Below are 22115 nucleotides of genomic sequence, written 5' to 3' on the forward strand. Positions count from 1 at the left end.
TCTGGTCGGGTTCAAGCAGCATCCACCTCTAGCCTCCAAATCTATTATAGCAGTTAAAATTTCTAATCTACAAGAAAAGATTATTGTTTTTTTTGTCTCAAACTATCGGCTTCAAAAACACCTAGGACGTGAAAATCCTCACAATGTAAGCCTAGCTCTTCAAGAGATTTTTGAACTTTTGGATCTTCAATATGTCCATCTAAATCACATAAGAAAAAATAAGAGTCGAAAGAATTTTTTTCAGGGTAACTTTGAAGCTTAGTAAGATTTACTCCATTGATGGCAAATCCTCCAAGCGATTGATAAAGAGCTGCAGGTTTACTTTTAAGTTTAAATAAAAATGAAGTTATATATTTTTTATTTCCAAACTCAGGTTGAGATATATTTTTCCCCATGACAAGAAATCGTGTTAAATTTCCACTCTCGTTTTCTATATTTTTTTTAATTACATCAAGATTATAAATTTCAGCACTTAGAGATGATGCTATTGCTGCCTGTTTTTTGTCTTTTGTTTTAGAAATCATTTCGGCTGATCCAGCTGTATCTGCTCTTATATGTTCAGCAATATTATTTTCTTTTATGAAATTTGAACATTGCGACAAACCCTGCGCGTGAGAATAAACTTCTTTTATATCAGACAGTTGAGCTCCCTGTTGACCTAATAAATTATGTTCGATTTTTTGAAAGTGCTCTCGGTAAATATTCAACCTATGCTTAAATATTAAATATTCAATTCCTATATTTCCTGTAATTCTATTAGACTCTGGAATTATTATTCTACAATCAGGTTCTTCTGAAGCTTTATTAAAACAATCATCAAAAGTTTTACAAGGTAAAATTTCAGCATCAGGGTCGATTGATAATGCTGCTAAATGAGAATAAGCTCCAAATGTTCCTTGAAAATATATTTTACCCATCAGGACTTATATTCCATTATTTTTTTTAAGGCCAGATAATCTTCCTCTGTGTCAACTCCTATAGGAGCTTTGTTGGCTACAGCAACATTTATTTTAATATTATTGTCTAGAGCCCGAAGTTGTTCTAATTTATTTTCAATTTCATTTTTTGATTGTGGTAATTCAACAAATTTTTTAAGAATTTCAGATGAATAACAGTAAATTCCAATATGGTGATAAATATTTGAGGTATCTTCAGATTTCCTTAAAAATATTTTTGCTTTAGAAAACGGGTCATCTTCTAAATTATTTTCAGTAATAACTTTAACTATATTCTCATTTGCTAAATCTGATTTATTCTGAATTTTAGCAGCAAGGGTTCCTATTTTTGCTTTGTGATCTATCATCATTTGGTTTAGGTTTACGATATCCTGAATATTTATTGCTGGCTCGTCACCCTGTAGGTTCATTATAAAATCAATATTATCTAAGTTGAGTTTGTGATAAGCTTCATATATTCGGTCTGTACCAGTTTTATGTTGATCACTTGTTAAAATAGCATTTCCTCCATTATTTTTAACATCATTGACAATCTCTTGATCCTCTGCTGCAACAATTACCTCTCCAATATTTGCTTCTTTTGCCTTATTAAATACATGTGAAATAATTGAAATATTATTGATTTTTAATAATGGTTTTCCTGGAAGCCTAGTTGCAGATAATCTAGAGGGTATAATTATAAGAGTTTTCATTAATCACTAATTAAAATAGAGGCAAATTTGTACATTAAATTTTAGTCAAATTTTAATTTATCATGTTATACGTTCAAAATTAAATTTATAAAAATGGATTCTTTTGAAATTAACAAAATTGTAGCTGCAGTTCTAATGGTAGCACTTCTTGTTATTGGTATAGGAAAATTATCTGATGTAATTTTTCATGTAGAAAAACCAGAAACTCCAGGTTACACGGTGGAAGTTGAACAAGTGTCTACTGCAACATCTTCTACAACAACTGCTGCAGAAGAAAAAGTCGATATTTCTGCATTAATGGCTATGGGAGATATAGCAAGTGGAGAAAAAATATTTAAAAAGTGTGCAGCCTGTCACTCAATAATTAAGGGTGGAAAAAATGCTATAGGTCCAGCTTTATATAATGTTGTTGGAAGAAAAGTTGGAGCAGTTGAAGATTATAAATATTCAAAAGCATTAGCTGCTTATGAAAAAGAATGGACATTTGAAGAGCTAAATGGATTTCTAAAAAAACCTGCAAAATATATTAAAGGTACAAAAATGGCTTATGCAGGTTTAAGAAAAGAAGCAGATAGAGCGTCTGTAATTAAGTATCTAAATGAAAATTCAGACAACCCAGTTCCACTACCTTAATTTTCCAAAACAATACAACAGAATACTTTTTTGAACGTGAACTCTATTAAGAGCCTGTACCCATACATGAGATTTTTTTCCTAAGAAAATATCTTCAGAAACTTCATTCCCTCTAGGCAGACAATGTAAAAAAATACAATTCTTATTTGCAAAACTCATTAATTTTTTATCAATTTTAAATTTTTTGAATGCTTGTATTTTTTTCTTCTTATTAACTTTATCATTCAAAGAAATAACTTTATCAGAAAAAATCACATCAGCTCCACTAGCAGCTTTTTTTGGATCATTATAAATATAAATTTTTCTTTTATTTTTTTTTACCCAACTTCTTACTTCTTGTCCTGGTTCGAAGTTTTTTGGACAACCAATGCTTAATTTGAAAGAAAATTTAACTGAGGCAGCGATTAAACTATCTAGCACATTATTTGAATCTCCAATCCAGCAAATATTTAATTTAGAAATAGGTTTTTTTGTAATCTCTTCAACTGTAAAAACATCTGAAAGTACTTGAGTTGGATGAGAGGACGGGCTCAAACCATTAATGACCGGAATAGATAAATATTTTTTAAAATCCTCAATTTTTTTATCACTATCTGTTCTCAACATAAATCCATCACCATAAGTTGACAGAACCTTCGCTGTATCTGATATACTTTCGCCACCTTGTCCTAAATGAAGTTCATTAGATCTAAGTGTTACAGTGCCTCCTCCAAGCTGTTTTATTGCTAAATAAAAACTCATTCTTGTTCTTAGGCTTGGTTTTTCAAACATTTGGATCAGAATTTTACCTTTTAACGGAGCACCTTTATCTGTCTCTAATGTATTAAGTCTTTTTCTAGAACTTTTTCTTTTTTTTGCATCAGTAATTATTTTTCTTAAATCTTTACTAGGAATATCTTTTAAATTTATAAAATGTTTCATAATTATTTAAATTTACTGCAAACTTTATTTATAATTTTCAAAGCTTCATCAAGCTCTCTTTTTTTAACATTAAGAGGCGGTAAAATACGCACAACATTTTCTGCAGCACGAATAGTTAATAATTTATTTTCCATTAATTTTTTAATAAAATTTGTCTGATCTTGATGTAACTGTATACCAATTAGAAAACCTCTTCCTCTTATTTGTTTAATAATACTAGGATATTTTTCTTTAATTTTATTAAGGTTTAATAAAAAATATTTAGATAATTTTTTTACATTATTTAAAAACTTTTTATTTGAAACTATATCCATTACTTTATTTCCAACAGACATAGCAAGTGGATTGCCTCCAAATGTTGAGCCATGGGTGCCAGGTACCATTCCGACAGAAACTTTTTTATTCATAAGAACAGCTCCTATTGGAAACCCACCTCCAATTCCTTTGGCTATTGGAACTATATCTGGCTTTACTTTAGATTTTTCAAATGCAAAGAAATCTCCTGATCTTCCTATTCCACATTGAACTTCATCCAGAATTAAAAGAATTTTTTTCTTATCACACAATTTTCTAAGCTCTTTTAAACAGAAATCTGGAATAACTTTAATTCCTCCCTCTCCCATTATCGTTTCAACCATTATAGCTGCAGTATCTTTTGTGATTTTCTTATCTAATGATTTATGATCTCCAAAAGTAAAGTGATCAAATCCTTTTACTTTAGGGCCAAATCCTTCTGTCATTTTTTTAGAACCACTCGCATAAATTGCAGCTAATGTTCTTCCATGAAATGAATTTTTAATGCAAAGAATTCTATTTTTATTTGGTTTACCTATTGAAAAAAAATATCTTCTAGCAACTTTAATGGCTGCCTCTGTAGCTTCTGCTCCACTATTTTGAAACATAACATAATCAGCAAATGTTTTTTTACATAGTTTTTTTGCTAGATTTTCTCCTTCAGGAATTTTAAAAGCATTTGATACATGCCAAAGTTTTTTAGATTGTTTATTAATTGTTTTTACTAAACTTGGATGAGCATGACCTAATGAATTAACGGCAATACCCATCACAAAATCAAGATATTTTTTTCCATCAGTAGAATAAAGATAACTTCCCTTACCATATTTAAATGAAATTTTTTTTCTGTTATAATTTTTTGCTAAATTGCTCATAAATTAAATTTGTTTTTATAAATTTTATTTCATAGATACAAGTTATGATTGAAAAACTAATTTTATTTGAGCTAAGCTTTTATTGTTGATAACTCTAATTTTTTCATTGTTTCAATTAAATTAATAACAGTATATTGTCATGTTAAAATTAATTAACACAACATATAGATATGAGTTGGACTGAAGAAAAAGTTTCGAAATTAAAGGAATTATGGGGCAAAGGCAACACAGCTAGTCAAATAGCTGAGATCATTGGTGGTATTAGTCGAAACGCAGTAATTGGAAAAGCCCATAGACTAAACCTTTCGGCAAAAATCAAAACAAGAACTGCAACTTCAAATAAAAATTTCGAAAATTCAATTGAGCAGAATAACGTTCAATCAAAAAGAGGGCGTAAAAGTAAGTTTAAATCATTGATTATCGAAAAAGATTTTGAACCTGAAAATCCTAAACAATTAGAAGAACTAGATGAGAATTTGTGTAAGTGGCCAATAGGTCACCCAGATGAAAAAGAATTTTATTTTTGTGGTAGATCTTCTTTAAAAGATTTTTCTTATTGTAAACTTCATTTACTTTATGCTTATCAGCCAAAAGGTAAAAAAGAAGAAGTTACAGAAAAAGAGGAAGTTCCAGAATTTATTGAAAAGAAAATTCAATCTGCTTAAAATCTTAACTCGTTTTAATATCTATATTATCTGAATTATATTTTTCTGTGGAAAATTGACCACCCTCCCTCCACATATAGCAATATTTTTTAACTTCTTCATCAAAGTATCTCAAACTTGGTATACCTATATCTGAATTTGATTTATATTTTCCAGATAAAACATTATCATATTTTAAAAGTTTTAATTGATCTCTAGTCAAAAGTGGTTTTGGCATTATTTCAAAAAATCTCGCTGACATTTGTGCTACAGGTAAAGGCATCGGTATTAACAATCTTTTCTTTCCAATTAAATTTAATAATTTTTCTATTATTTCTTTAAATGATATTATTTCTGGACCAACACATTCAATTATTTTGGAATTTACATTATTAGAAATAACATTAAAAATAACATCTGTCAGATCAGAGCAATGAATTGGTGCAAACTTGGTTTTGCCTTCATAATAGAGCGGAAATATTGGCAATCTATTTAAAAGTGTCATAAAATTTGTTGTAAAATTATCATCTACTGAATAAACAATAGAGGGTCTAATAATTGTAGCTAAAGGAAAATTTTTTAGAATTCTTTGCTCTCCCTCTAATTTACTTTTAGCATAATCAGAGTCTAAGGCCTCGTTTATTCCAAGTGCTGATAGATGAATAAAATGATTTAGTTTGTATTCTTTTGAAAGTTTAGATAACAAAGAAGGAAAAATTGTGTGAATATTTTTGAATGTATTTACCTTTTTCGACTCAAATAGTATGCCAACTAAATTTATACAAACGTCTGTTTTTTCAAAAAGCTTTCTAAGTTTTTGTTCTTCAAAAATATTTGACTCTACAATATCTATATATCCAGCATTTGCTTGAGTTTTAATGATGTAGCTTTTTTGGTGAATGTTTCTTGTTACAACAGTTACTTGATAATTCTCCTTTGTGAGCTTCCTAATTAAATTTCGACCAATTTGACCACTTCCACCAAAAATTAGACAATTTTTTGCTTTCATATATATATGTTTTAAAAATGAGTATTAATATTCAACTTCACAAAAATGATCTACCAGATGATTTAAATTTAGGCAATATAATTGCCATAGATGGTGAGTTCATGGGTCTAAATGTCAGACGTGATCCATTGTGCTTAATTCAATTATCTTCTGGTAATTCAGATGCTCATATAGTTCAATTTGACAGAAATAATTATCAAGCACCTAATTTAGTAAAGCTTTTGAATAATGAAAAAATAACAAAAATTTTCCATTATGGGCGTGCAGATATGGCTCATATTAAATATTATTTAAAAACAGAAACAAACAATATACTAGACACTAAAATTGCTTCAAAACTTGCAAGATCTTACTCTGATAATCATTCCTTAAAAACATTGATTAAGGAATTTATAAATATAGATATTAGTAAACAATTTCAAAGTTCAGATTTTGGAGGAGAATTAACTCCAGCACAACTTAAATACTGTGCAAATGATGTAATATATTTACATCGAATACATGAAGAATTAAAAAAAATACTAGAAAGAGAAAATAGACTTCAACTATATAAAAATTGTCTTAAATTCTTGAGAACAAGAGTCGAGCTTGATCTAGCATTATTTAAAGAAGATATTTGGTCACATTAATGATAAAAAAAAAATTTTCAAAATTAGCAAAAAATGTAATTGATCTTGAAATAAAGGCACTTCAAAGTTTAAAAAAAAATATAAATAATTCATTCAATAAAGCTGTTTTTGAAATTGCTAATTGCCAATCAAAAGTTATACTTTGTGGAGTTGGTAAAAGCGGTCTAATTGCATCAAAAATAGCAGCAACATTAGCTTCTGTTGGAACACCTTCGTTTAGTCTACTAGCCAGTGAAGCATCACATGGTGATCTAGGGATGATTTCAAAAAAAGATATTTTGATATTAATCAGTAATTCAGGAGAAACTAGTGAATTGAGAAATATTATTCAATATGCAAAAAGAAATAAAATTTTATTAATCGGAATAGTATCAAAAAAAGAATCTATTCTCTATAAATCATCTGATATCAAGCTATTAATTCCAAAGGTAAAAGAAGCTGAAGGTATAGTTCCTACCGCAAGTACTACTACACAGCTAGCATTGGGAGATTCGTTGGCAATAGCTGCAATGAAGTACAAAAAATTTGGTAAGATGGACTTTAAGAAACTTCATCCAGCAGGAAGTCTAGGTGCTCAACTCAAAACTGTTGAGGATATTATGCTAAAGGGAAATAAAATCCCTTTTATTGACGAAAATCTAAATATGAAAAAGGGTTTGTATGTTTTAAGTAAAAAAAAGTTGGGCTTTCTAATTATTCAAAATAAAAAAAAGCAAACCAAAGGAATAATTACAGATGGGCAAATAAGAAGGTTTAACGAAAAAAAAGAAAATCTTCATAATTCTTCTGCTAAAGAAATAATGACTAAAAATCCTATTAGTATAAACAAAGATTCATTAGCAGTGAATGCTATAAGTTTAATGAATGAGAAAAAAATTACTTGCCTTTGTGTACATAAAGGAAATGATAAATCTAGAACAATTGGTATTCTCCATATTCATACTCTTTTAGGTTCAAGCATTAATTAATGAAGTATTTAAATTTTAGAAGCTTAACTATTTCAATTGTAATATTAATTAGTATTGTTTTAATTTATTATAATAATTTCCAAAAAAAAAAAACAAATCAAATCTTAAATTTAGAATCAAAGGAAAATAATTCCACAAATTCAAATATTATCAAAGATATCAAATATTCTTCTAAAGACCTAAAGGGTAATGAATATATTATAATTGCCAATGAAGGTGAAATAGATTTAGACAATACTGATATAATTTTTTTGAAAGATGTAAAAGCTTTTATTAAATTAACTAAAAAAAATGAAACAATCAGAATCATCTCAGATTTTGGAAAATATAACACAATAAATTTTGACACAATTTTCTCAAGAAATGTAAATGTTGAGTACTTGGATAACTTAATCGTTGGTGATTACTTAGATTTTTCAAAAGATAAAAATTTATTAATTATTACAAAAAATGTAGTTTACACAAACTCTAGTAATGTTTTAAAAGCAGATGTAATTGAACTTGATACGATAACAAAAAACACAAAAATTTTTATGCATAATACTAAGGCAAAAGTAAAGATAGAAAGTCAAAATTAAATGACACTTAAAAAATTTAGAATTATATCTTTTAAAAAAGAGAGTACGATAATTGAGTTTCAAAATGTATCTCTATCTTATGGTAATAGATTAATATTAGATAACATAAGTTTTAAAATAAACAAAAACTCAATACATGGTATGTTAGGACCTAATGGTGCTGGAAAAAGTACAATTTTTAATTTACTTATAGGTGTAATAAAGCCAGATAATGGGAAAATCAAAATTTTTGGTGAAGAAATAAATCATTATCCAATTTATGAAAGAACAAAAAAATTTCACACATCATATTGTCCTCAGTATGGTGGTTATTTTTCAGATTTAACACTTGAAGACAATTTAAAGGCTATTAGTGAAATAGTCATTGAGAACAAAAATTTTAGACAAGAAAAAATTAACTATCTTGTTTCAAAGTTTGAACTTGAAAACTTAAGAAATATTAAATCTAAATTTCTCTCAGGTGGTCAAAAAAAACGCTTAATAATTGCAATGTCACTATTAAGTGAGCCCAAAATTCTATTATTAGACGAACCAATGGCCGCACTTGATGTTCTTACGATTAAAATGATGCAGGAAATAATTATAAATTTACAAAAAGAAAGTGATATAACCACCATAATCTGTGATCATCAAGCAAGAGATTTACTAGCTTGTGTAGATAAAGCTATGATATTAAGTAACTGCAAAATTATAGCGGAAGGCTCTCCATCTGATCTGGTAAACAATATCAAAGCAAAAACTGCATACTTTGGCGAGTCTTTTAATTATAGATAATTTTTAAATGTCAAAAATTGTTTTTATAAATCAAAAAATTAAAAACTTTAAGAAAAGTATAATAGTTCCTGGAGACAAAAGTTTAAGTATTAGATGGTTGCTTTTTGCTTCTTTAGCAAATGGTAAATCAAAAGCAAAAAATCTTTTAATGTCTGAAGATGTTTTGGCTGCAGTAAAAACAGTTAAGAAACTTGGTGTATTGGTGAAAGTAAATAAAAAAGAATGTATAGTTTTTGGAAAAGGGATTAACGGATATAAATACAAAAAAAATCTCAAGTTAAATGCACAAAATTCAGGTACACTAGGAAGGCTTATTCTAGGTTTAATTATAAATAATCCAGGACCAATTAGCTTAACGGGTGATAAAAGTTTATCAAAAAGAGACTTTAGTAGAATTACTGAACCACTTAGTAAATTTGGAGCTCGATTCAAATTGAGAAATAATAATTTTCTACCATTGAAGATGTATGGATCATCTAAATTAAAACCTATTAAATATGTAGAGAATAAGGGCTCGGCCCAATGCAAGAGTTCAATTATTTTTGCTGGAATGAGAACTAATGGAACTACAAAAATAAAAGCAAAAAAATCTAGAAACCATACTGAACTATTGTGTAAACATTTGAAATTACCAATTAGTATTAAAAGTAATAAAAATTATGACGAAATTAAAATAAAAAAAATAAAAAAAATAAAACCTATAAACTATAATATTCCCTCTGATATTAGCTCTAGTGCATTTTTCATTGTGCTTACTGCTTTGTCTGAAGCCTCAGAGTTGATTATTAAAAACGTTAATGTAAATCCATCAAGAATTGGAATCATCACAATTTTAAGAAATATGGGTGTAAAAATAATTTTCAAAAAACAAAAAACTTATAAGGGTGAAAAAATAGCTGACTTAAAAATATTTAGTGCAAAAAATATAAAAGCAATTAATTGCCCTGCTAGATTAAATAGCGGAGCAATTGATGAGTTTTTAGTAATATTTTTAGTTGCAGCTAAAGCGAAGGGTGTTTCTTATTTTAGAAATTTAGGTGAGCTAAATCAAAAAGAAAGTCCTAGGTTAAAATGGGCTGAAAAAATTTTGAGAAATTTAGGAGTGAGAACAATCACAACAAGTGATTCAATTAAAATTTTTGGTAACCCAAAATTAAATTTAGATTTTAATAAAAAAATAATAATAAAAAATTATTTAAAAGATCATAGAGTTTTTATGACAAGTTTAATTGCAGCTTTAAGTTTTGGAGGAAATTGGACTATTCATGACAAAGACTCGATCAATACTTCATTTCCAAATTTTTTAAAAATTATTGATGATTTAAATAAATGATAAAAAGAAAAAATATTCTAAAAATTGCTATTGACTCACCTGCTGCTGCAGGTGCTGGAACTTTGGCAAAAGCTATTTCCAAGCATTACAATCTATTTTATCTAGATACTGGAAAAATTTATAGATTTATTGCTTATCTAAAAATTAAGTTCCCAAAGAAGTTTAATAATAAATTCATAAAGTCTAAAATTAAGTTATTGCAGATAAAAGATCTTTCAAACAATAATTTATTGTCTGATGAAGTTGGGACAGAAGCCTCCATTATTTCCAAAATGAAAGCTATAAGAAAAATGGTCCATTCTTTTCAAATCAATTTTGCTTATAACCCTCCTAAAAAGTATAAAGGTTCTTGTTTGGATGGTAGGGATATTACATACAATATTATTCCAGATGCTGAATTCAAATTTTATATAACTGCAAATGTAAAAACTAGAGCATTAAGGAGATATAAAGAATTAAAAGGGTTAAAAAAAAAAATTACGTATCAAGAAGTCTTAAAAAGCATTAAAAAACGTGACAAAAGTGATTTTAATAGAAAAATATCTCCATTAAAGAAAACAAAAGATTCACTATTGATTAATACTACAAACCTTAATAAAAGGTCATGTTTTTTAAAAATAAAAAAAATAATAGACAGGAAAATAAATAATTAATGGAAATTTATAAAGACTTATCAAATCCAGCATCTCAAGAATTCGAAAAATTACTAAGTAACCAGCTTTCAAAAGTTCAAATTGAGGAAGGTAAAATAATAGATGGCAAAATAAATAAAATTACAGAGAAATTTGTATTCTTATTTGTTGAAGGCCTTAAATCAGAACCAGTTCTAGATATTAACGAATTGAAGAGCATGGGGCTTTCTGAAAAAATCAAAATTGGAGAAACAATCCCTGTTCTACTGGAAAAAATAGAGGATAAACATGGTGAAGTTTTGGTCTCAGCTAGCAAAGCCCAAAAAATTAAAGGTTGGGATAAATTAGTTGAGGCATATGAAAAAAATGAACCCATCATGGGAAAAATTACATCTAAGTGCAAAGGTGGATGCATAGTAGAACATATAGATACTGGCTCACTTATGTTTCTACCTGGCTCACAGATTAGTGATAAACCTTTAAAAGACATAAGTCACTTAATGAATGAACCACAAAAATTTGCGCTTATCAAATTAGACAAAGTTAGAGGGAACGCCTGCGTATCCAGAAGAGAAATAATTTCATCTTTCAAAAAAGAGGATAAAGCAAAAATAATTGAAAAATACAAAGTTGGTGACATTATAAAAGGTGCTGAAGTAAAAGGTTATAGTTCTTTTGGATGCTTCTTTAATGTTAATGGTGAATTAGATGTATTGGTTCATTTACAAGAAATTTCTTATTCAAGGGTAAATCATCCTGATGAAGTATTTAATATAGGTGAAAAACACGACTTAAAAGTTATCAGTGTTGATAAAGAAAAATTACAAGTTGGATGTTCGGTAAAACAATTATCTCCAGATCCTTTTGAGCATATTGAAAATTACAAATTAAATAAAATCTACAAAGTTAAAGTAGTAAAATTAATGGACTTTGGGGCCTTTTGTGAGCTAGAGCCAGGTTTAACAACTTTGCTTCATTCAAGCGAACTAAGCTGGACTAAAAAAAATATCTCAGCAAAAAAAATGTTTAAAGTTGGTGATGAGATAGATTGTGTAATTACTGAAATAGATAAAGAGAAAAGACGTGTAGCTATATCACATAGACTAACTCAAGATAATCCTTTCGAAACTTTTGAGAATAAATATCCTGTTGGTACTTTTGTTGAGGGAGAAGTTGTAAACAAAAATGAATATTCTTTATTTGTTAATATCGAAGATTTAGATATTGATGCTTTTTTACATTGTAATGATTTAACATATTTAAATAATGGTGAAGAAGAACTGTCTAAGTATAAAAAAGGTGATAAGCTTAAGGTTAAGGTATTAGAAATCAAATCATCTGAACAAAAGATTAGAGTTGGTTTAAGACAAACTCAGGCAGATCCATTTGACTGGTTTAAAGATAAGTCAAAAAATCAAACTATAACTGTTAAAGTTGTTTCAACTGATAGCAAAGGACTTATAGTTAGACCAGAAGGTTGTGAAATGGACTTTCAGATTAAAAAATCTGCAATAGCAATTAATGCTGCAGATGCTAGACCAAGTAGATGGACAGGTGGTGAAAAATTAGACTGTGCGATTGCAGACTTGGACATGAATAAGAGAAAAGTAACATTAAGCATTAGATTACTTGAAGAAATTGAAAAAAAAGAAGCTCTTGAAAAATATGGATCTGAAGGTTCTGGTAAAAACCTGCCTTTTTCATCATTGTCTGAGGATTTAAAGAAAAAAGAAGAAGAGAAAGAATAATTGAAGAAGTTATAAATTGGCTATTGTAAAATCAAAGCTTTTAAAACAACTCTCTCAAAACTACCCAAATTTCTTAAAAAAAGATTTAGAGAAATTTACCGATATAATTTTAAATGAAATAAAAAGATCACTTCGTAGAGGAGATGGAGTTGAATTAAGAAATTTTGGGACATTTAGAGTTAAGACTCAAAAAGCCTCGATTAGAAGAAATCCAAAAACTGGCGAAAAAGTTGCAGTTCCTGAAAAGAAAGTAATATCATGGAAAATGAGCAAGGAAATGTTTAAAAAGATCAATAATGAGGAATAAAATTATTTTCGTAGCATGTGATGATTCAAATTTAGATCAAATAAAGAAAATTCTTAAAAATATTAATACAACAAAGTTAAAAATTATTCCAAAATTCGGATTACAGTTTTTTTACTCAAAAAATGGAAGAAAATTTTTAGAAAAATACAAATCAGATTTTTGGTTGGATTTAAAAATAAATGATATTCCACAAACCGCTCTTTCTGCAGTTGATAGTTTAAAAGATTTAAAAAATTGCAAATATATTACAGTTCATGCAAACGGTGGTCTTGAAATGCTAAAAGCAATTAAAAATAAAACTAAACAAATTAATAAAAATTTAAAAATACTAGGAGTTACTGTGTTAACTAGTCTTAACAATAAATCGTTAAAAGAAATTGGTCATACCAAAACAGTTGACCAACTAGTTTTAAAGCAAGCTGGTATTGTTAAAAAATCAGGATGTGATGGGATAGTTTGTTCTGCAAAAGAAGCAAAAATGATTAGAAAAAAATACAAAAATTTATTAGTCATCACACCTGGTATAAGATTGCCAGGTGACAATACAAACGATCAAGCTAGAGTAATGACACCAAAAGATGCTTTCAAAAATAAAGTTTCGGGAGTGGTAATTGGAAGATCTCTTACAAAAGGCAATATTAAGAATAATATTAAAAAATTAATTAATCATTTATACTGATGATTAAGGGTTGTAAAATTTGTGGTATTTCTGATCCTGATACTTTAAATTTTTTAATTAATCACCCTCACCCACCAACATTTATAGGATTTATTTGCAACTATCCAAAAAGTTCTAGATATGTTGAATATGAAAATTTAAAAAAACTTTTAATCAATAATCCAAAACAAAGTTACTATGTTGCTGTTCTGGTAAAACCAAATATAAATATTTTAGAGAAAATTAAAAACTTACCTTTTGATTACTATCAACTATATGATTGTACACCTCAGGAAATAAAAGAGATAAAAGAAAAATATCAAAAGAAAATTATTACAGCTTTCACAATAAAATCAAAGTCTGATTTGAGTAATTATAAATTATATTCTGATCATACTGATATTTATTTATTTGATAGTAAGGGCTACGAGAAAAGTCAGTCTTTTGATCATGAATTGATTAAAAATATCAAGTTAAATAAGGAATTAATGATTGCTGGAAATATTCAATACAATGACGAGCTTAAAAATTTTAAAAATTTGGCAAATTTTATAGATTTATCTGGTGGTGTAGAAACATCTGGATTAAAAGACCTATCCAAAATAGAATTTTTTTTAAATAAAGTTAATGAAATTAAAAATGAAGCTTAAAAAAGGTGTTCCACTAATTGATCAACACGATCAGCAAGGTTTTTGGGGAGGAAAATTTGGCGGTAGTTTCATACCTGAAACTTTAAAAAAACCAGTAGAGGATTTAACAAAAGAATTTAAGAAACTTAGAAATAATAAAGCCTTTTTAAAAAAAAGGGATTATTATTTTAAAAATTATATTGGATCTCCAACCTCCTTTGTGAAATTAGAAAATTTGTCCAATCATTTAGGTGGAGCTCAAATTTGGGCAAAAGTAGTTTCTGAAGCAAATGGAGGTGCGCATAAAATCTATAATGCCACTGTTCATGCACTAATTTGCAAAGCTATGGGTAAAAAATATATAGTTGGCGATACTGGTGCTGGATATGCAGGAAAAATGTTAAGTATGGCAGCTAAAAAATTTGGCCTTAAATGTAAAATTTTTATGGGTGCTAAAGACATTAAAAGACAAAAACCAAATTGTGACGCTATGAGAAAAAACGGTGCAGAAATAGTACCAGTTTATTCTGGAAGTCAAACTTTAGTTGATGCAGTGAGTGAATGTATGCGATATTGGGTATCTAATTGTGATAATACACACATGTGCGTTGGTAGTACTGTTGGACCGAATATCTTTGTAAAAATATGTGGTTGGTCAACTGCACAAATTTCTAGAGAATTAAAAAAACAACTTAAAGAAGAATTTAAAAAAATTCCAAATAAAATTAAGTTAATTAATTGTGTTGGAGGCGGTAGTTCTGCATATGGATTTTGGAGTGAGTTTATTGACTTTGATAAAAAACAAATAGAATTAATTGGTGTAGAAGCTGGAGGTCCTAAAAAATCTAAACTTCATGCAGCACCACTAAGTAGAAATGCAAAAGTTGGTATTTTGCACGGAGCAGCTTCTTATGTTTGCCAAAATAATGAAGGACAAATTAATGATACAGAATCTATAAGTGCTGGTTTAGATTATCCTGGAGTTAGTCCTATTCATTGCTTTTTAAAAGATACTAAAAGAGCACGATATACTTATGCAACAGATGAGGATGCTCTTAATGCCCATGTCATGGTTACAAAGTTCGAAAAACTTAATCCAAGTTTAGAACCAAGTCATGCTTTTGCAGAGGCGATAAAGATTGCTCCAAAATTAAGTAAAGATACAATTATAATTGTTAACTCTTGTGGTGATGCAAAAAAAGATAGAGATATTTTAAAAGAGAGATTGGGAAAAAATTAATGAGCTCTTTACTTAATAAAGCTTTTTTAAATGCAAAAAAAGAAAATAGACCTGCCTTACTGACTTATACAGTTGCAGGAGATAATACTAAAAAAAAATCTTTAGAAATTCTTAAGTCTATTTCAAAATATGCTGATATTTGTGAATTAGGTTTTCCTCACAACACTCCCATAGCTGACGGAGGTCAAATCCAGACTAGTGCCTACAGAGCAATTAAAAACGGTATAAAAATTAATGATGTATTTTCAATTGCAAAAAATTTTAAAAAATCAAAAAAAAATACACCTATTATTCTAATGGGTTATTACAATATGATATTTCAGTACAATGAAAATAAATTTTTAGATAAATGTAAAAAATCAAAAGTAGATGGACTAATTGTTGTAGATTTACCTTATCCTGAAAACAAAAGTTTTGCATCAAGATGTAAAAAGAATGGAGTGAATTTTATACAACTGATATCACCTACTACTTCTCAAATTAGATTAAAAAAAATAATAAGGGACTCGCATGATATGGTTTACTATATTAGCATGTTATCAACTACAGGGGGTAAACTAAAAGTTTCCCCAAAGAAAATCTTGGAAAGATACAATAAAATTAAAAATCAAAATAAATCAAAAAATGTGGTGATTGGCTTTGGTATTACAGAAAAGACGATTAAATCTCTTAAAAAAGCTGATGGTCTAGTAGTTGGTAGTGCGATATGTAGAGAAATATCTAAATCAATTGAAAGAAGACAAAATACTGTCACAAATGTTACTAATATCGTTAAAAGATTAAGAAATAAAATTCAATGAACTGGATAACCAAAATTATTAAAGCAGGTGAAAAAATAAAAACTGCTATACGTGAACGAGCTACTAAAGAAGACATCGCAAAAAGTGAATGGACAAGTTGTTGTCGAGGACCAATTCTAAAAAAAGATTTAGAAGCAAATCTTTGGGTATGTCCAGATTGTAATAAGCATCATAGAATTAAACCAAAACAAAGATTTGATATTTTATTTGGAAAAAACAACTATGAAGTTTTTAAAACACCCATTCCAAAAGATGATCCTTTAAATTGGACAGATTCTAAATCATACAAAGATAGATTAAAAAGTGCTCGTAAGAAAACTGGATTAGATTGTGGAATGATGGTTGCATCTGGCACAATCAATAATATTAAAATAACAGCTGTTGCATCTGATTTTGACTTTTTAGGAGCTTCAATGGCTGCTGCAGAGGGTGAGGCATTTTTATATGGAATTCAACATGCAATAGAAAATCAAACTCCATTTATTTGCATAAGTGCTGGTGGAGGAATGAGAATGATGGAAAGTTTAATTTCATTATCGCAAATGACAAGAACTACACTGGCAATTAATGAATTAAAGAAAAATGGTTTGCCCTACTTGGTTTGTATTACAGATCCAACTGCAGGAGGAATAACTGCTTCCTATGCAATGTTAGGAGATATTCATATTGCAGAGCCAGGTGCTTTAATTGCATTTGCAGGTGCAAGAGTTATTCAAGGAACAGTAAAAGAAGAATTGCCTGAAGGTTTTCAAAAAAGTGAGTATGTTGAGAAAACTGGATTTGTTGATTTAATCGTAGAGAGAAGAGATCTAGCATCTAAAATAGGAACTTTATTATCAATATTGTTAAAACAAAATTCTGCTATAAGTTCTGAGCAAAATGAAACTTCAGAAGATACTCAGCAATTTTCAAAAGTTGCATCCTAAAGAAATAGATTTATCTTTAGATAGAATTCAAAATCTTTGTAAAAAATTAGGAAATCCCCAAGATAAAATTAAGGCCATATCATTTGTTGGAACTAATGGAAAGAACTCTACCATCCAGGCTATTTATGCAATTCTTAAGGAAGCAAATTTAAAATGCAATGTTTATACAAGCCCACATATACAAAAAATTAATGAAAGATTTGTATTTAATAATCAGGAATTAAATGACGAAGAATTAGCTGATTTATTAGAAGAGGTTGAAAAAGTTAATAATAACGAACCAATAACTGTTTTTGAAATGTTATCAGCTTGTTTTTTTTATAAAGCTGCCCAATATCCTGACAATATCAACTTAATAGAAAGTGGTTTATTCCACCGTTTTGATGCTACCAATATTTTAAAGAGTAATCTTGCAAGTATAGTAACATCTATAAGTAAAGACCATCTCGACTGGCTTCCAAAAGAAAATCAAACAATTGAGCAAATTGTTTTTGAAAAAACATCAGCCTTACTTAATTCAAATATTATTATCGCAAAGCAAAATAAAAAAGAGACAATAGAATGTATTAAAAAAACAATTAAACATAACTCTTCAAATAAGTTATTTTTTAATGAAGACTATAGTTATTCAATTCAAGAGAATGGTTTTTTTTACTATGAGGATAAATTGGGAGTTTTGAAACTTCCTCTACCGAACGTTCTTGGTCAGTTTCAACTAGAGAATATATCGACTGCTATTGCAACTATAAGAACTTTAAATCTTGGAATTCAAAGCAATGAAATAGAAAGTGGTATTCAAAATATTAATAATCTTGCAAGATTACAGGAAATTAAATCTGGAAAACTAAAAGAACTTGTAAAAAATAATACATTATTAGTTTCTGGGGATCATAACCCTGATGGAGCTAGAGTGGTAAATGAATACCTCCAAACTTTAGATTGTAATAAACACATAATCTTAGGTATGATGTCCAACAAGGATCATAATGAGTATATTAGTTATTTTAAAAATATCTCAACCTTGACCACTATTGATATTCCAAACCAACCTAATTCAATTGGTGGAAAAGACTTAAAAAACAAACTAAATTCATTCAAAAATGTTCAGTACAAAGAAGATATATTTGATGCAATCAAGTCTATTTCGGTCAAGAAAAACGATATAATCTTAATTACAGGTTCTCTTTATCTGGCTGGAGAAATACTTAATTTGAATTAGATATTTTTTTCTAAAAATTCTTTCATGTGGCTTTCAGGTACCCCACCAACTTTTCTATCTACTTCAACACCTTTTTTGTAAATAATAACAGTTGGTACGCCTCTTATGCCCGCAGCACTTCCAGTGTTTATTCCGCCATCTTCTACATCAGCATAATAAAAACCAGCTTTACCTTTGTATTCATCGGCTAATTTATCCATCACTGGTTTTAAAGCTTTGCAAGGTCCACACCAAGCAGCTGAAAACTGGATTACTGAAACATCTTCATTTTTGATTTTACTATCAAAATCTTCATCTTTAAAATCTATAAGCATAATTCCTTTCTATAAATTAAAGTTTTAAAGTCAACTATGCAATTTCATATTTTTTTTCAATAGACATAATAAATTCATTTATTTCATCCAATTTTTTTAGTTCTTCTTCATCATCTCTGTTGGATGCTTGATCTCTTAAGGTGTCTATTTCAGTGTAAGCCATTGCTATAGTTTGCCACTTTTCTCTATTTTTACTTAAAATTCTTCTAGCTATCTCACTTTTAATATTTTTATATAAATCAGGTGGTAATACGTGAGGTGCTTCTTGGTAAATAATTTTTTGTCCAAACCATGCACATCTCTTATCTTGAAATTTATCTAGTAATCTTAATTTTTCTTCCCATGACGAGCTGTGCCATGTTTTAAATAAAGCAGTATCTTTGTTTGGAACAAATTTCTCATACAATGTTTCCTCAGGAAGTAAATCTTCTTGATTTTGAGTTTGAGCCTTTTCCTCTGCAGCTTCCCTATTAATGATTTGAATATTCTTACATAGGTTTTCGCTAGATCTAACTAATTTAGCTCTTTTTTGAATTGTTTCCAAATCAAGATCTGCATAGGCTTTTTCTTTTAAAGCAAATTTTTTATCTAATACAACAGGCGCTTTATTTGTTTTAATAACTCTTAAAGCTTTAGGACTTATTTTTTTAAGATTAGCTTTAAGCTCATTAACAGACATGTTTAAAAAAGGTTCTGGATCTCTTCTTAAGTCCCAAAGATATCCCCAGGAAGCATAAGACGGATGAAAACAATGTTCTGGATGTAATGTTGAAACTAAATACATCATATTTCTTCCTTTAACATTTTCAAAAATTGAATAAATACCTTCTCCTTTTAAAATAGATTCCACACCACTCTTTGTAGAAGTAGTTAAAAATTTTTCCCAATTTTCATTATGCTTTTCTTTTATAATTCTTAAAATTTTCAAACTAGTAAATGCATCGTGATATGCAGTGTGTTGTTGCGAAGTATCAAATCCTTGTTGTCTTGCTAAACCTTCAAGGGCAAGACTTTCATTTCCAGCATCTGTTAATTCAGTTTTTAAAGTTTCAGAATTAATTGTTTGTGCAGCTCTTGCAACATGAAGACCATCGTGTTCTTTATTTGGAGACGAATGAGTAATGTAAGGATATCTGTTACCTTTAAAGAAATTGAAATGGAACATTCGTCTATCAAAATTTAAGTTACTCCATCCCATAAATAATGCTGGGGCAGCTTTTGAAAAAAAGTTTTCAACTGCTCCTAAAAATTCATAATGAGAATAATTTCCTTTAGTAAGTAAATCGATACTTGTTGAGTTTACCAATAGAGCTTTAGCACTTGGCACTTCTCCTTCTGGCATTCTGCCTCTGATATTTAACTTACCAATTTCATTTAAATTTTTATCAACAACAACTGCTCCAACCTCAATAATTGATCCCCAAATAGTGCTATTCGTTGTTTCAGTGTCGTAGATTACAAATTTGTCCATATTTTCTTATATTTTAAGTTAAATTAGATAGTTCATGAAATTTTTTTAATCTTCCTAAAAACAAATTTTGATAGATGACTAAATCATGTCCTTGAATTTTAAATTCTTGGAATAATTTATCTACAGTGCAGACCAAGATTACACAAGAAGTGATATTAGAGTTGTACACAACATTATGAGCCAAAGAATAAGCGCTGGTTTGTAATAACCATGAATCGATATACTCAGCTTTCTTTGGTTTGTTACTTTGTTTAAAATCTATAATTGTTTCTCTTCCTTCATAAACTCCAACACAATCCGCAGTGCCAGCATATTTATCTGGATAATACAATGTGCACTCAACACCCCATATTTCTTCCAATCTATTTTTTAAACCATGATCTATAATTTCTTTTGCCATCAATTTATATTGTTCATTATCATCAAAAAAACTTAAATTTTCTCTACCAAGCAAGTAAGATTCTAAGTAGTTATGCATCTGTGAACCTCTACTGCTTGCTGCTTTGGTAATAGCTTCAGCTTCTTTATATCCTGTTCTCTCCCTCCAATTTGCCAATGCTGCTTTATCCTCATCTGATTTAGTAACATCTAAAATTGAAGTAACACTTGGTAATTTTTCTTCTCCCAAAAGATATCTTCTAATGCCATCAACTGTTGCTCTTGAAGATTTTGGATAATCATATTTACGATTCCATTGCATGAGATTTCTTATAAATGGTATTATCAAAAAAAAGAAATTAATTTTTAATTTGTCTTTGTTTATCAACAAATTTTTCAACGTTGTCTGTTTGTACAGCCTTCTCAACCTGCTCTGGATCTTTTATGCTTTCCAAAGTTCTATTTATTGATCTTGCATCTGTACCAAATTTATCTACCACACCCATAGCATCTTCTAATTTTTTTCTAAGAACTACTATGTTGTCAAAGTGTTTTGAAAATCTTGTACTTATTGTTTTTAAATGATTGTAAATTTCAGTTGCACCCTTTTGAACTTTCAAGGATTGAAAACCCATGTGTAAAGATTGCAAATATGCTGACAAAGTATTGGGGCCACAAATTACAACTTTATATTTTTTCATTAATTCTTGAGTTAATAATTCTTTTGTACTTGGGTCTTGGTATTCAGTTAATTCTTTGTACAAACTTTCTGTAGGAGCATACACAATTGCAAAGTCAGTAGTTTTTGGTGGTAAAATATATTTTTCATTTACACTTTTAGCTTTTGCTTTAAATGCAGTGGCTAATTTTGCTCTAGCATCAGCAACTAACCTTTTATCTTCCGCGTCATGACCATCGGTAATTGCTTTAAATTTCTCCACCGGAAAATGACTATCCACTGGAACTAAAACATCACCTTGAAGCTTGATTGCAAATTCTACATTCTCACTTGTATTTTCTTTCATTTTCACATTTGTCATGAATTGAGAAGCTGGTAGTAAATCTTTAATCAGTGCATCCAAACTAAACTCTGCAAGAGTTCCATATTTTTTAACTCCAGCCAAAATTTTTGTTATGCCTTCTTGGCTTTGGTTTAATAGTTGAACTTGTTGATTAAAATTTCCAACTTTTTCATCTACTTTAGTTAAAGCTTCTGTCATATCTTTTGTTACTCCGGTAGACAGATTGTTAAATGAAGTGGACATTGCTCCAAGTGAACTATTGATTGTTGTATTTAAAGTATCCTTCAAACTTGAAATTTCGGATTTTAAATTAGCTATTTCTTCAGCTTCTTTATTTTCTTTTTGATCTTCAGGCTTAGATCTCAAATTTAAGTAAAGAATTGCCGAAACTACTCCGAGCAACAGAATTAAAATAACTAAAAATATAGCTTCCATGAATCACTTTATATCATATATAAAATATGT

Annotated in this window: 25 protein-coding genes; 16 read left to right on the forward strand and 9 right to left on the reverse strand. The window is 28.8% G+C overall.

Annotation, left to right across the window (positions count from 1 at the left end; genetic code table 11):
- Positions 1-80: 80 nt before the first annotated feature.
- Together ACTTAY_RS03810 and kdsB are read right to left on the reverse strand one after the other, a co-directional pair.
- Entirely contained in the window at positions 81-917 is an 837-nt protein-coding gene (locus ACTTAY_RS03810) for a prephenate dehydratase domain-containing protein (RefSeq protein ID WP_440672430.1), read from the reverse strand.
- Positions 917-1648: a 3-deoxy-manno-octulosonate cytidylyltransferase gene (gene kdsB, locus ACTTAY_RS03815; protein ID WP_440672431.1), complete on the reverse strand. Its 732-nt coding sequence runs from the start codon at positions 1646-1648 to the stop codon at positions 917-919. The genes ACTTAY_RS03810 and kdsB overlap by 1 nt, the downstream gene beginning before the upstream one ends.
- Positions 1649-1741: 93 nt before the next feature.
- On the opposite strand from kdsB, the gene ACTTAY_RS03820 reads away from it, so the two are divergent.
- Complete coding sequence (locus ACTTAY_RS03820; protein ID WP_440672432.1) at positions 1742-2281, forward strand: c-type cytochrome; 540 nt, start codon at positions 1742-1744, stop codon at positions 2279-2281.
- On the opposite strand, the gene argF is transcribed toward ACTTAY_RS03820, so the two are convergent.
- Positions 2273-3202: an ornithine carbamoyltransferase gene (gene argF / locus ACTTAY_RS03825; protein WP_440672433.1), complete on the reverse strand. Its 930-nt coding sequence runs from the start codon at positions 3200-3202 to the stop codon at positions 2273-2275. The two genes, ACTTAY_RS03820 and argF, sit on opposite strands and share 9 nt — an antisense overlap.
- A gap of 2 nt (positions 3203-3204) precedes the next feature.
- A complete protein-coding gene (locus ACTTAY_RS03830; protein ID WP_440672434.1) occupies positions 3205-4371 on the reverse strand; it encodes an aspartate aminotransferase family protein in 1167 nt (388 codons plus the stop codon).
- 170 nt (positions 4372-4541) lie between these two features.
- Here ACTTAY_RS03830 and ACTTAY_RS03835 point away from each other — a divergent pair, with 170 nt between their 5' ends.
- Positions 4542-5036: a GcrA family cell cycle regulator gene (locus ACTTAY_RS03835; RefSeq protein ID WP_440635210.1), complete on the forward strand. Its 495-nt coding sequence runs from the start codon at positions 4542-4544 to the stop codon at positions 5034-5036.
- Positions 5037-5040: 4 nt separating this feature from the next.
- On the opposite strand, the gene ACTTAY_RS03840 is transcribed toward ACTTAY_RS03835, so the two are convergent.
- The gene (locus ACTTAY_RS03840) at positions 5041-6024 is read right to left on the reverse strand and encodes a complex I NDUFA9 subunit family protein (RefSeq protein ID WP_440672435.1); all 984 of its coding nucleotides are present in this window, start codon (positions 6022-6024) and stop codon (positions 5041-5043) included.
- A gap of 17 nt (positions 6025-6041) precedes the next feature.
- Between ACTTAY_RS03840 and ACTTAY_RS03845 the strand changes: the two genes are divergently transcribed.
- The 14 genes from ACTTAY_RS03845 to ACTTAY_RS03910 are packed head-to-tail and all read left to right on the forward strand — an operon-like array spanning position 6042 to position 18465.
- Complete coding sequence (locus ACTTAY_RS03845; RefSeq protein ID WP_440672436.1) at positions 6042-6653, forward strand: ribonuclease D; 612 nt, start codon at positions 6042-6044, stop codon at positions 6651-6653.
- Entirely contained in the window at positions 6653-7621 is a 969-nt protein-coding gene (locus ACTTAY_RS03850; protein WP_440672437.1) for a KpsF/GutQ family sugar-phosphate isomerase, read from the forward strand. Before ACTTAY_RS03845 ends, ACTTAY_RS03850 begins: the two co-directional genes overlap by 1 nt.
- A complete protein-coding gene (lptC, locus tag ACTTAY_RS03855) occupies positions 7621-8199 on the forward strand; it encodes an LPS export ABC transporter periplasmic protein LptC (RefSeq protein ID WP_440672438.1) in 579 nt (192 codons plus the stop codon). Before ACTTAY_RS03850 ends, lptC begins: the two co-directional genes overlap by 1 nt.
- Positions 8200-8973, forward strand: coding sequence for an ATP-binding cassette domain-containing protein (locus tag ACTTAY_RS03860; RefSeq protein ID WP_440672439.1), 774 nt, complete (start codon positions 8200-8202; stop codon positions 8971-8973).
- A gap of 7 nt (positions 8974-8980) precedes the next feature.
- Positions 8981-10306: a 3-phosphoshikimate 1-carboxyvinyltransferase gene (aroA, locus tag ACTTAY_RS03865; RefSeq protein WP_440672440.1), complete on the forward strand. Its 1326-nt coding sequence runs from the start codon at positions 8981-8983 to the stop codon at positions 10304-10306.
- Positions 10303-10959, forward strand: coding sequence for a (d)CMP kinase (gene cmk, locus ACTTAY_RS03870; protein ID WP_440672441.1), 657 nt, complete (start codon positions 10303-10305; stop codon positions 10957-10959). The genes aroA and cmk overlap by 4 nt, the downstream gene beginning before the upstream one ends.
- A complete protein-coding gene (locus ACTTAY_RS03875) occupies positions 10959-12686 on the forward strand; it encodes a S1 RNA-binding domain-containing protein (RefSeq protein WP_440672442.1) in 1728 nt (575 codons plus the stop codon). Before cmk ends, ACTTAY_RS03875 begins: the two co-directional genes overlap by 1 nt.
- Positions 12687-12702: 16 nt before the next feature.
- On the forward strand, positions 12703-12993 hold the full coding sequence (locus tag ACTTAY_RS03880) for an HU family DNA-binding protein (RefSeq protein ID WP_440633301.1): 291 nt from the start codon (positions 12703-12705) through the stop codon (positions 12991-12993).
- On the forward strand, positions 12983-13672 hold the full coding sequence (pyrF, locus tag ACTTAY_RS03885) for an orotidine-5'-phosphate decarboxylase (RefSeq protein ID WP_440672443.1): 690 nt from the start codon (positions 12983-12985) through the stop codon (positions 13670-13672). The genes ACTTAY_RS03880 and pyrF overlap by 11 nt, the downstream gene beginning before the upstream one ends.
- Positions 13672-14301, forward strand: a complete 630-nt coding sequence (locus ACTTAY_RS03890; RefSeq protein ID WP_440672444.1) for a phosphoribosylanthranilate isomerase — start codon at positions 13672-13674, stop codon at positions 14299-14301. Before pyrF ends, ACTTAY_RS03890 begins: the two co-directional genes overlap by 1 nt.
- Entirely contained in the window at positions 14291-15520 is a 1230-nt protein-coding gene (gene trpB, locus ACTTAY_RS03895; protein WP_440672445.1) for a tryptophan synthase subunit beta, read from the forward strand. The genes ACTTAY_RS03890 and trpB overlap by 11 nt, the downstream gene beginning before the upstream one ends.
- Positions 15520-16320, forward strand: a complete 801-nt coding sequence (trpA, locus tag ACTTAY_RS03900) for a tryptophan synthase subunit alpha (RefSeq protein WP_440672446.1) — start codon at positions 15520-15522, stop codon at positions 16318-16320. Before trpB ends, trpA begins: the two co-directional genes overlap by 1 nt.
- Positions 16317-17246: an acetyl-CoA carboxylase carboxyltransferase subunit beta gene (locus tag ACTTAY_RS03905; RefSeq protein ID WP_075505966.1), complete on the forward strand. Its 930-nt coding sequence runs from the start codon at positions 16317-16319 to the stop codon at positions 17244-17246. Before trpA ends, ACTTAY_RS03905 begins: the two co-directional genes overlap by 4 nt.
- A complete protein-coding gene (locus tag ACTTAY_RS03910) occupies positions 17200-18465 on the forward strand; it encodes a bifunctional folylpolyglutamate synthase/dihydrofolate synthase (protein WP_440672447.1) in 1266 nt (421 codons plus the stop codon). The genes ACTTAY_RS03905 and ACTTAY_RS03910 overlap by 47 nt, the downstream gene beginning before the upstream one ends.
- Here the strand turns inward: ACTTAY_RS03910 and ACTTAY_RS03915 are convergent.
- The 4 genes from ACTTAY_RS03915 to ACTTAY_RS03930 are packed head-to-tail and all read right to left on the reverse strand — an operon-like array spanning position 18462 to position 22085.
- The gene (locus ACTTAY_RS03915; RefSeq protein ID WP_075505964.1) at positions 18462-18779 is read right to left on the reverse strand and encodes a thioredoxin family protein; all 318 of its coding nucleotides are present in this window, start codon (positions 18777-18779) and stop codon (positions 18462-18464) included. The two genes, ACTTAY_RS03910 and ACTTAY_RS03915, sit on opposite strands and share 4 nt — an antisense overlap.
- Before the next feature lie 34 nt (positions 18780-18813).
- Positions 18814-20250, reverse strand: a complete 1437-nt coding sequence (locus ACTTAY_RS03920; protein ID WP_440672448.1) for an exonuclease domain-containing protein — start codon at positions 20248-20250, stop codon at positions 18814-18816.
- A gap of 13 nt (positions 20251-20263) precedes the next feature.
- Entirely contained in the window at positions 20264-20950 is a 687-nt protein-coding gene (locus ACTTAY_RS03925; RefSeq protein WP_075506062.1) for a hypothetical protein, read from the reverse strand.
- Positions 20951-20987: 37 nt separating this feature from the next.
- Entirely contained in the window at positions 20988-22085 is a 1098-nt protein-coding gene (locus ACTTAY_RS03930; RefSeq protein ID WP_440672449.1) for a DNA recombination protein RmuC, read from the reverse strand.
- Positions 22086-22115 lie beyond the last annotated feature (30 nt).

The sequence above is a fragment of the Candidatus Pelagibacter sp. HIMB1715 genome, from assembly GCF_052047595.1.
Classification (GTDB): domain Bacteria; phylum Pseudomonadota; class Alphaproteobacteria; order Pelagibacterales; family Pelagibacteraceae; genus Pelagibacter.

Coding starts and splice junctions, on each gene's coding strand:
- ACTTAY_RS03890 (WP_440672444.1), top strand. CDS start 13,672: ATGATTAAGGGTTGTAAAATTTGTGGTATTTCTGATCCTGATACTTTA.
- ACTTAY_RS03840 (WP_440672435.1), bottom strand. CDS start 6,024: ATGAAAGCAAAAAATTGTCTAATTTTTGGTGGAAGTGGTCAAATTGGT.
- ACTTAY_RS03925 (WP_075506062.1), bottom strand. CDS start 20,950: ATGCAATGGAATCGTAAATATGATTATCCAAAATCTTCAAGAGCAACA.
- ACTTAY_RS03930 (WP_440672449.1), bottom strand. CDS start 22,085: ATGGAAGCTATATTTTTAGTTATTTTAATTCTGTTGCTCGGAGTAGTT.
- ACTTAY_RS03875 (WP_440672442.1), top strand. CDS start 10,959: ATGGAAATTTATAAAGACTTATCAAATCCAGCATCTCAAGAATTCGAA.
- ACTTAY_RS03905 (WP_075505966.1), top strand. CDS start 16,317: ATGAACTGGATAACCAAAATTATTAAAGCAGGTGAAAAAATAAAAACT.
- trpB (WP_440672445.1), top strand. CDS start 14,291: ATGAAGCTTAAAAAAGGTGTTCCACTAATTGATCAACACGATCAGCAA.
- trpA (WP_440672446.1), top strand. CDS start 15,520: ATGAGCTCTTTACTTAATAAAGCTTTTTTAAATGCAAAAAAAGAAAAT.
- ACTTAY_RS03820 (WP_440672432.1), top strand. CDS start 1,742: ATGGATTCTTTTGAAATTAACAAAATTGTAGCTGCAGTTCTAATGGTA.
- aroA (WP_440672440.1), top strand. CDS start 8,981: ATGTCAAAAATTGTTTTTATAAATCAAAAAATTAAAAACTTTAAGAAA.
- ACTTAY_RS03920 (WP_440672448.1), bottom strand. CDS start 20,250: ATGGACAAATTTGTAATCTACGACACTGAAACAACGAATAGCACTATT.
- ACTTAY_RS03850 (WP_440672437.1), top strand. CDS start 6,653: ATGATAAAAAAAAAATTTTCAAAATTAGCAAAAAATGTAATTGATCTT.
- kdsB (WP_440672431.1), bottom strand. CDS start 1,648: ATGAAAACTCTTATAATTATACCCTCTAGATTATCTGCAACTAGGCTT.
- ACTTAY_RS03810 (WP_440672430.1), bottom strand. CDS start 917: ATGGGTAAAATATATTTTCAAGGAACATTTGGAGCTTATTCTCATTTA.
- ACTTAY_RS03835 (WP_440635210.1), top strand. CDS start 4,542: ATGAGTTGGACTGAAGAAAAAGTTTCGAAATTAAAGGAATTATGGGGC.
- ACTTAY_RS03830 (WP_440672434.1), bottom strand. CDS start 4,371: ATGAGCAATTTAGCAAAAAATTATAACAGAAAAAAAATTTCATTTAAA.
- ACTTAY_RS03915 (WP_075505964.1), bottom strand. CDS start 18,779: ATGCTTATAGATTTTAAAGATGAAGATTTTGATAGTAAAATCAAAAAT.
- ACTTAY_RS03845 (WP_440672436.1), top strand. CDS start 6,042: ATGAGTATTAATATTCAACTTCACAAAAATGATCTACCAGATGATTTA.
- cmk (WP_440672441.1), top strand. CDS start 10,303: ATGATAAAAAGAAAAAATATTCTAAAAATTGCTATTGACTCACCTGCT.
- lptC (WP_440672438.1), top strand. CDS start 7,621: ATGAAGTATTTAAATTTTAGAAGCTTAACTATTTCAATTGTAATATTA.
- pyrF (WP_440672443.1), top strand. CDS start 12,983: ATGAGGAATAAAATTATTTTCGTAGCATGTGATGATTCAAATTTAGAT.
- ACTTAY_RS03860 (WP_440672439.1), top strand. CDS start 8,200: ATGACACTTAAAAAATTTAGAATTATATCTTTTAAAAAAGAGAGTACG.
- ACTTAY_RS03910 (WP_440672447.1), top strand. CDS start 17,200: ATGAAACTTCAGAAGATACTCAGCAATTTTCAAAAGTTGCATCCTAAA.
- argF (WP_440672433.1), bottom strand. CDS start 3,202: ATGAAACATTTTATAAATTTAAAAGATATTCCTAGTAAAGATTTAAGA.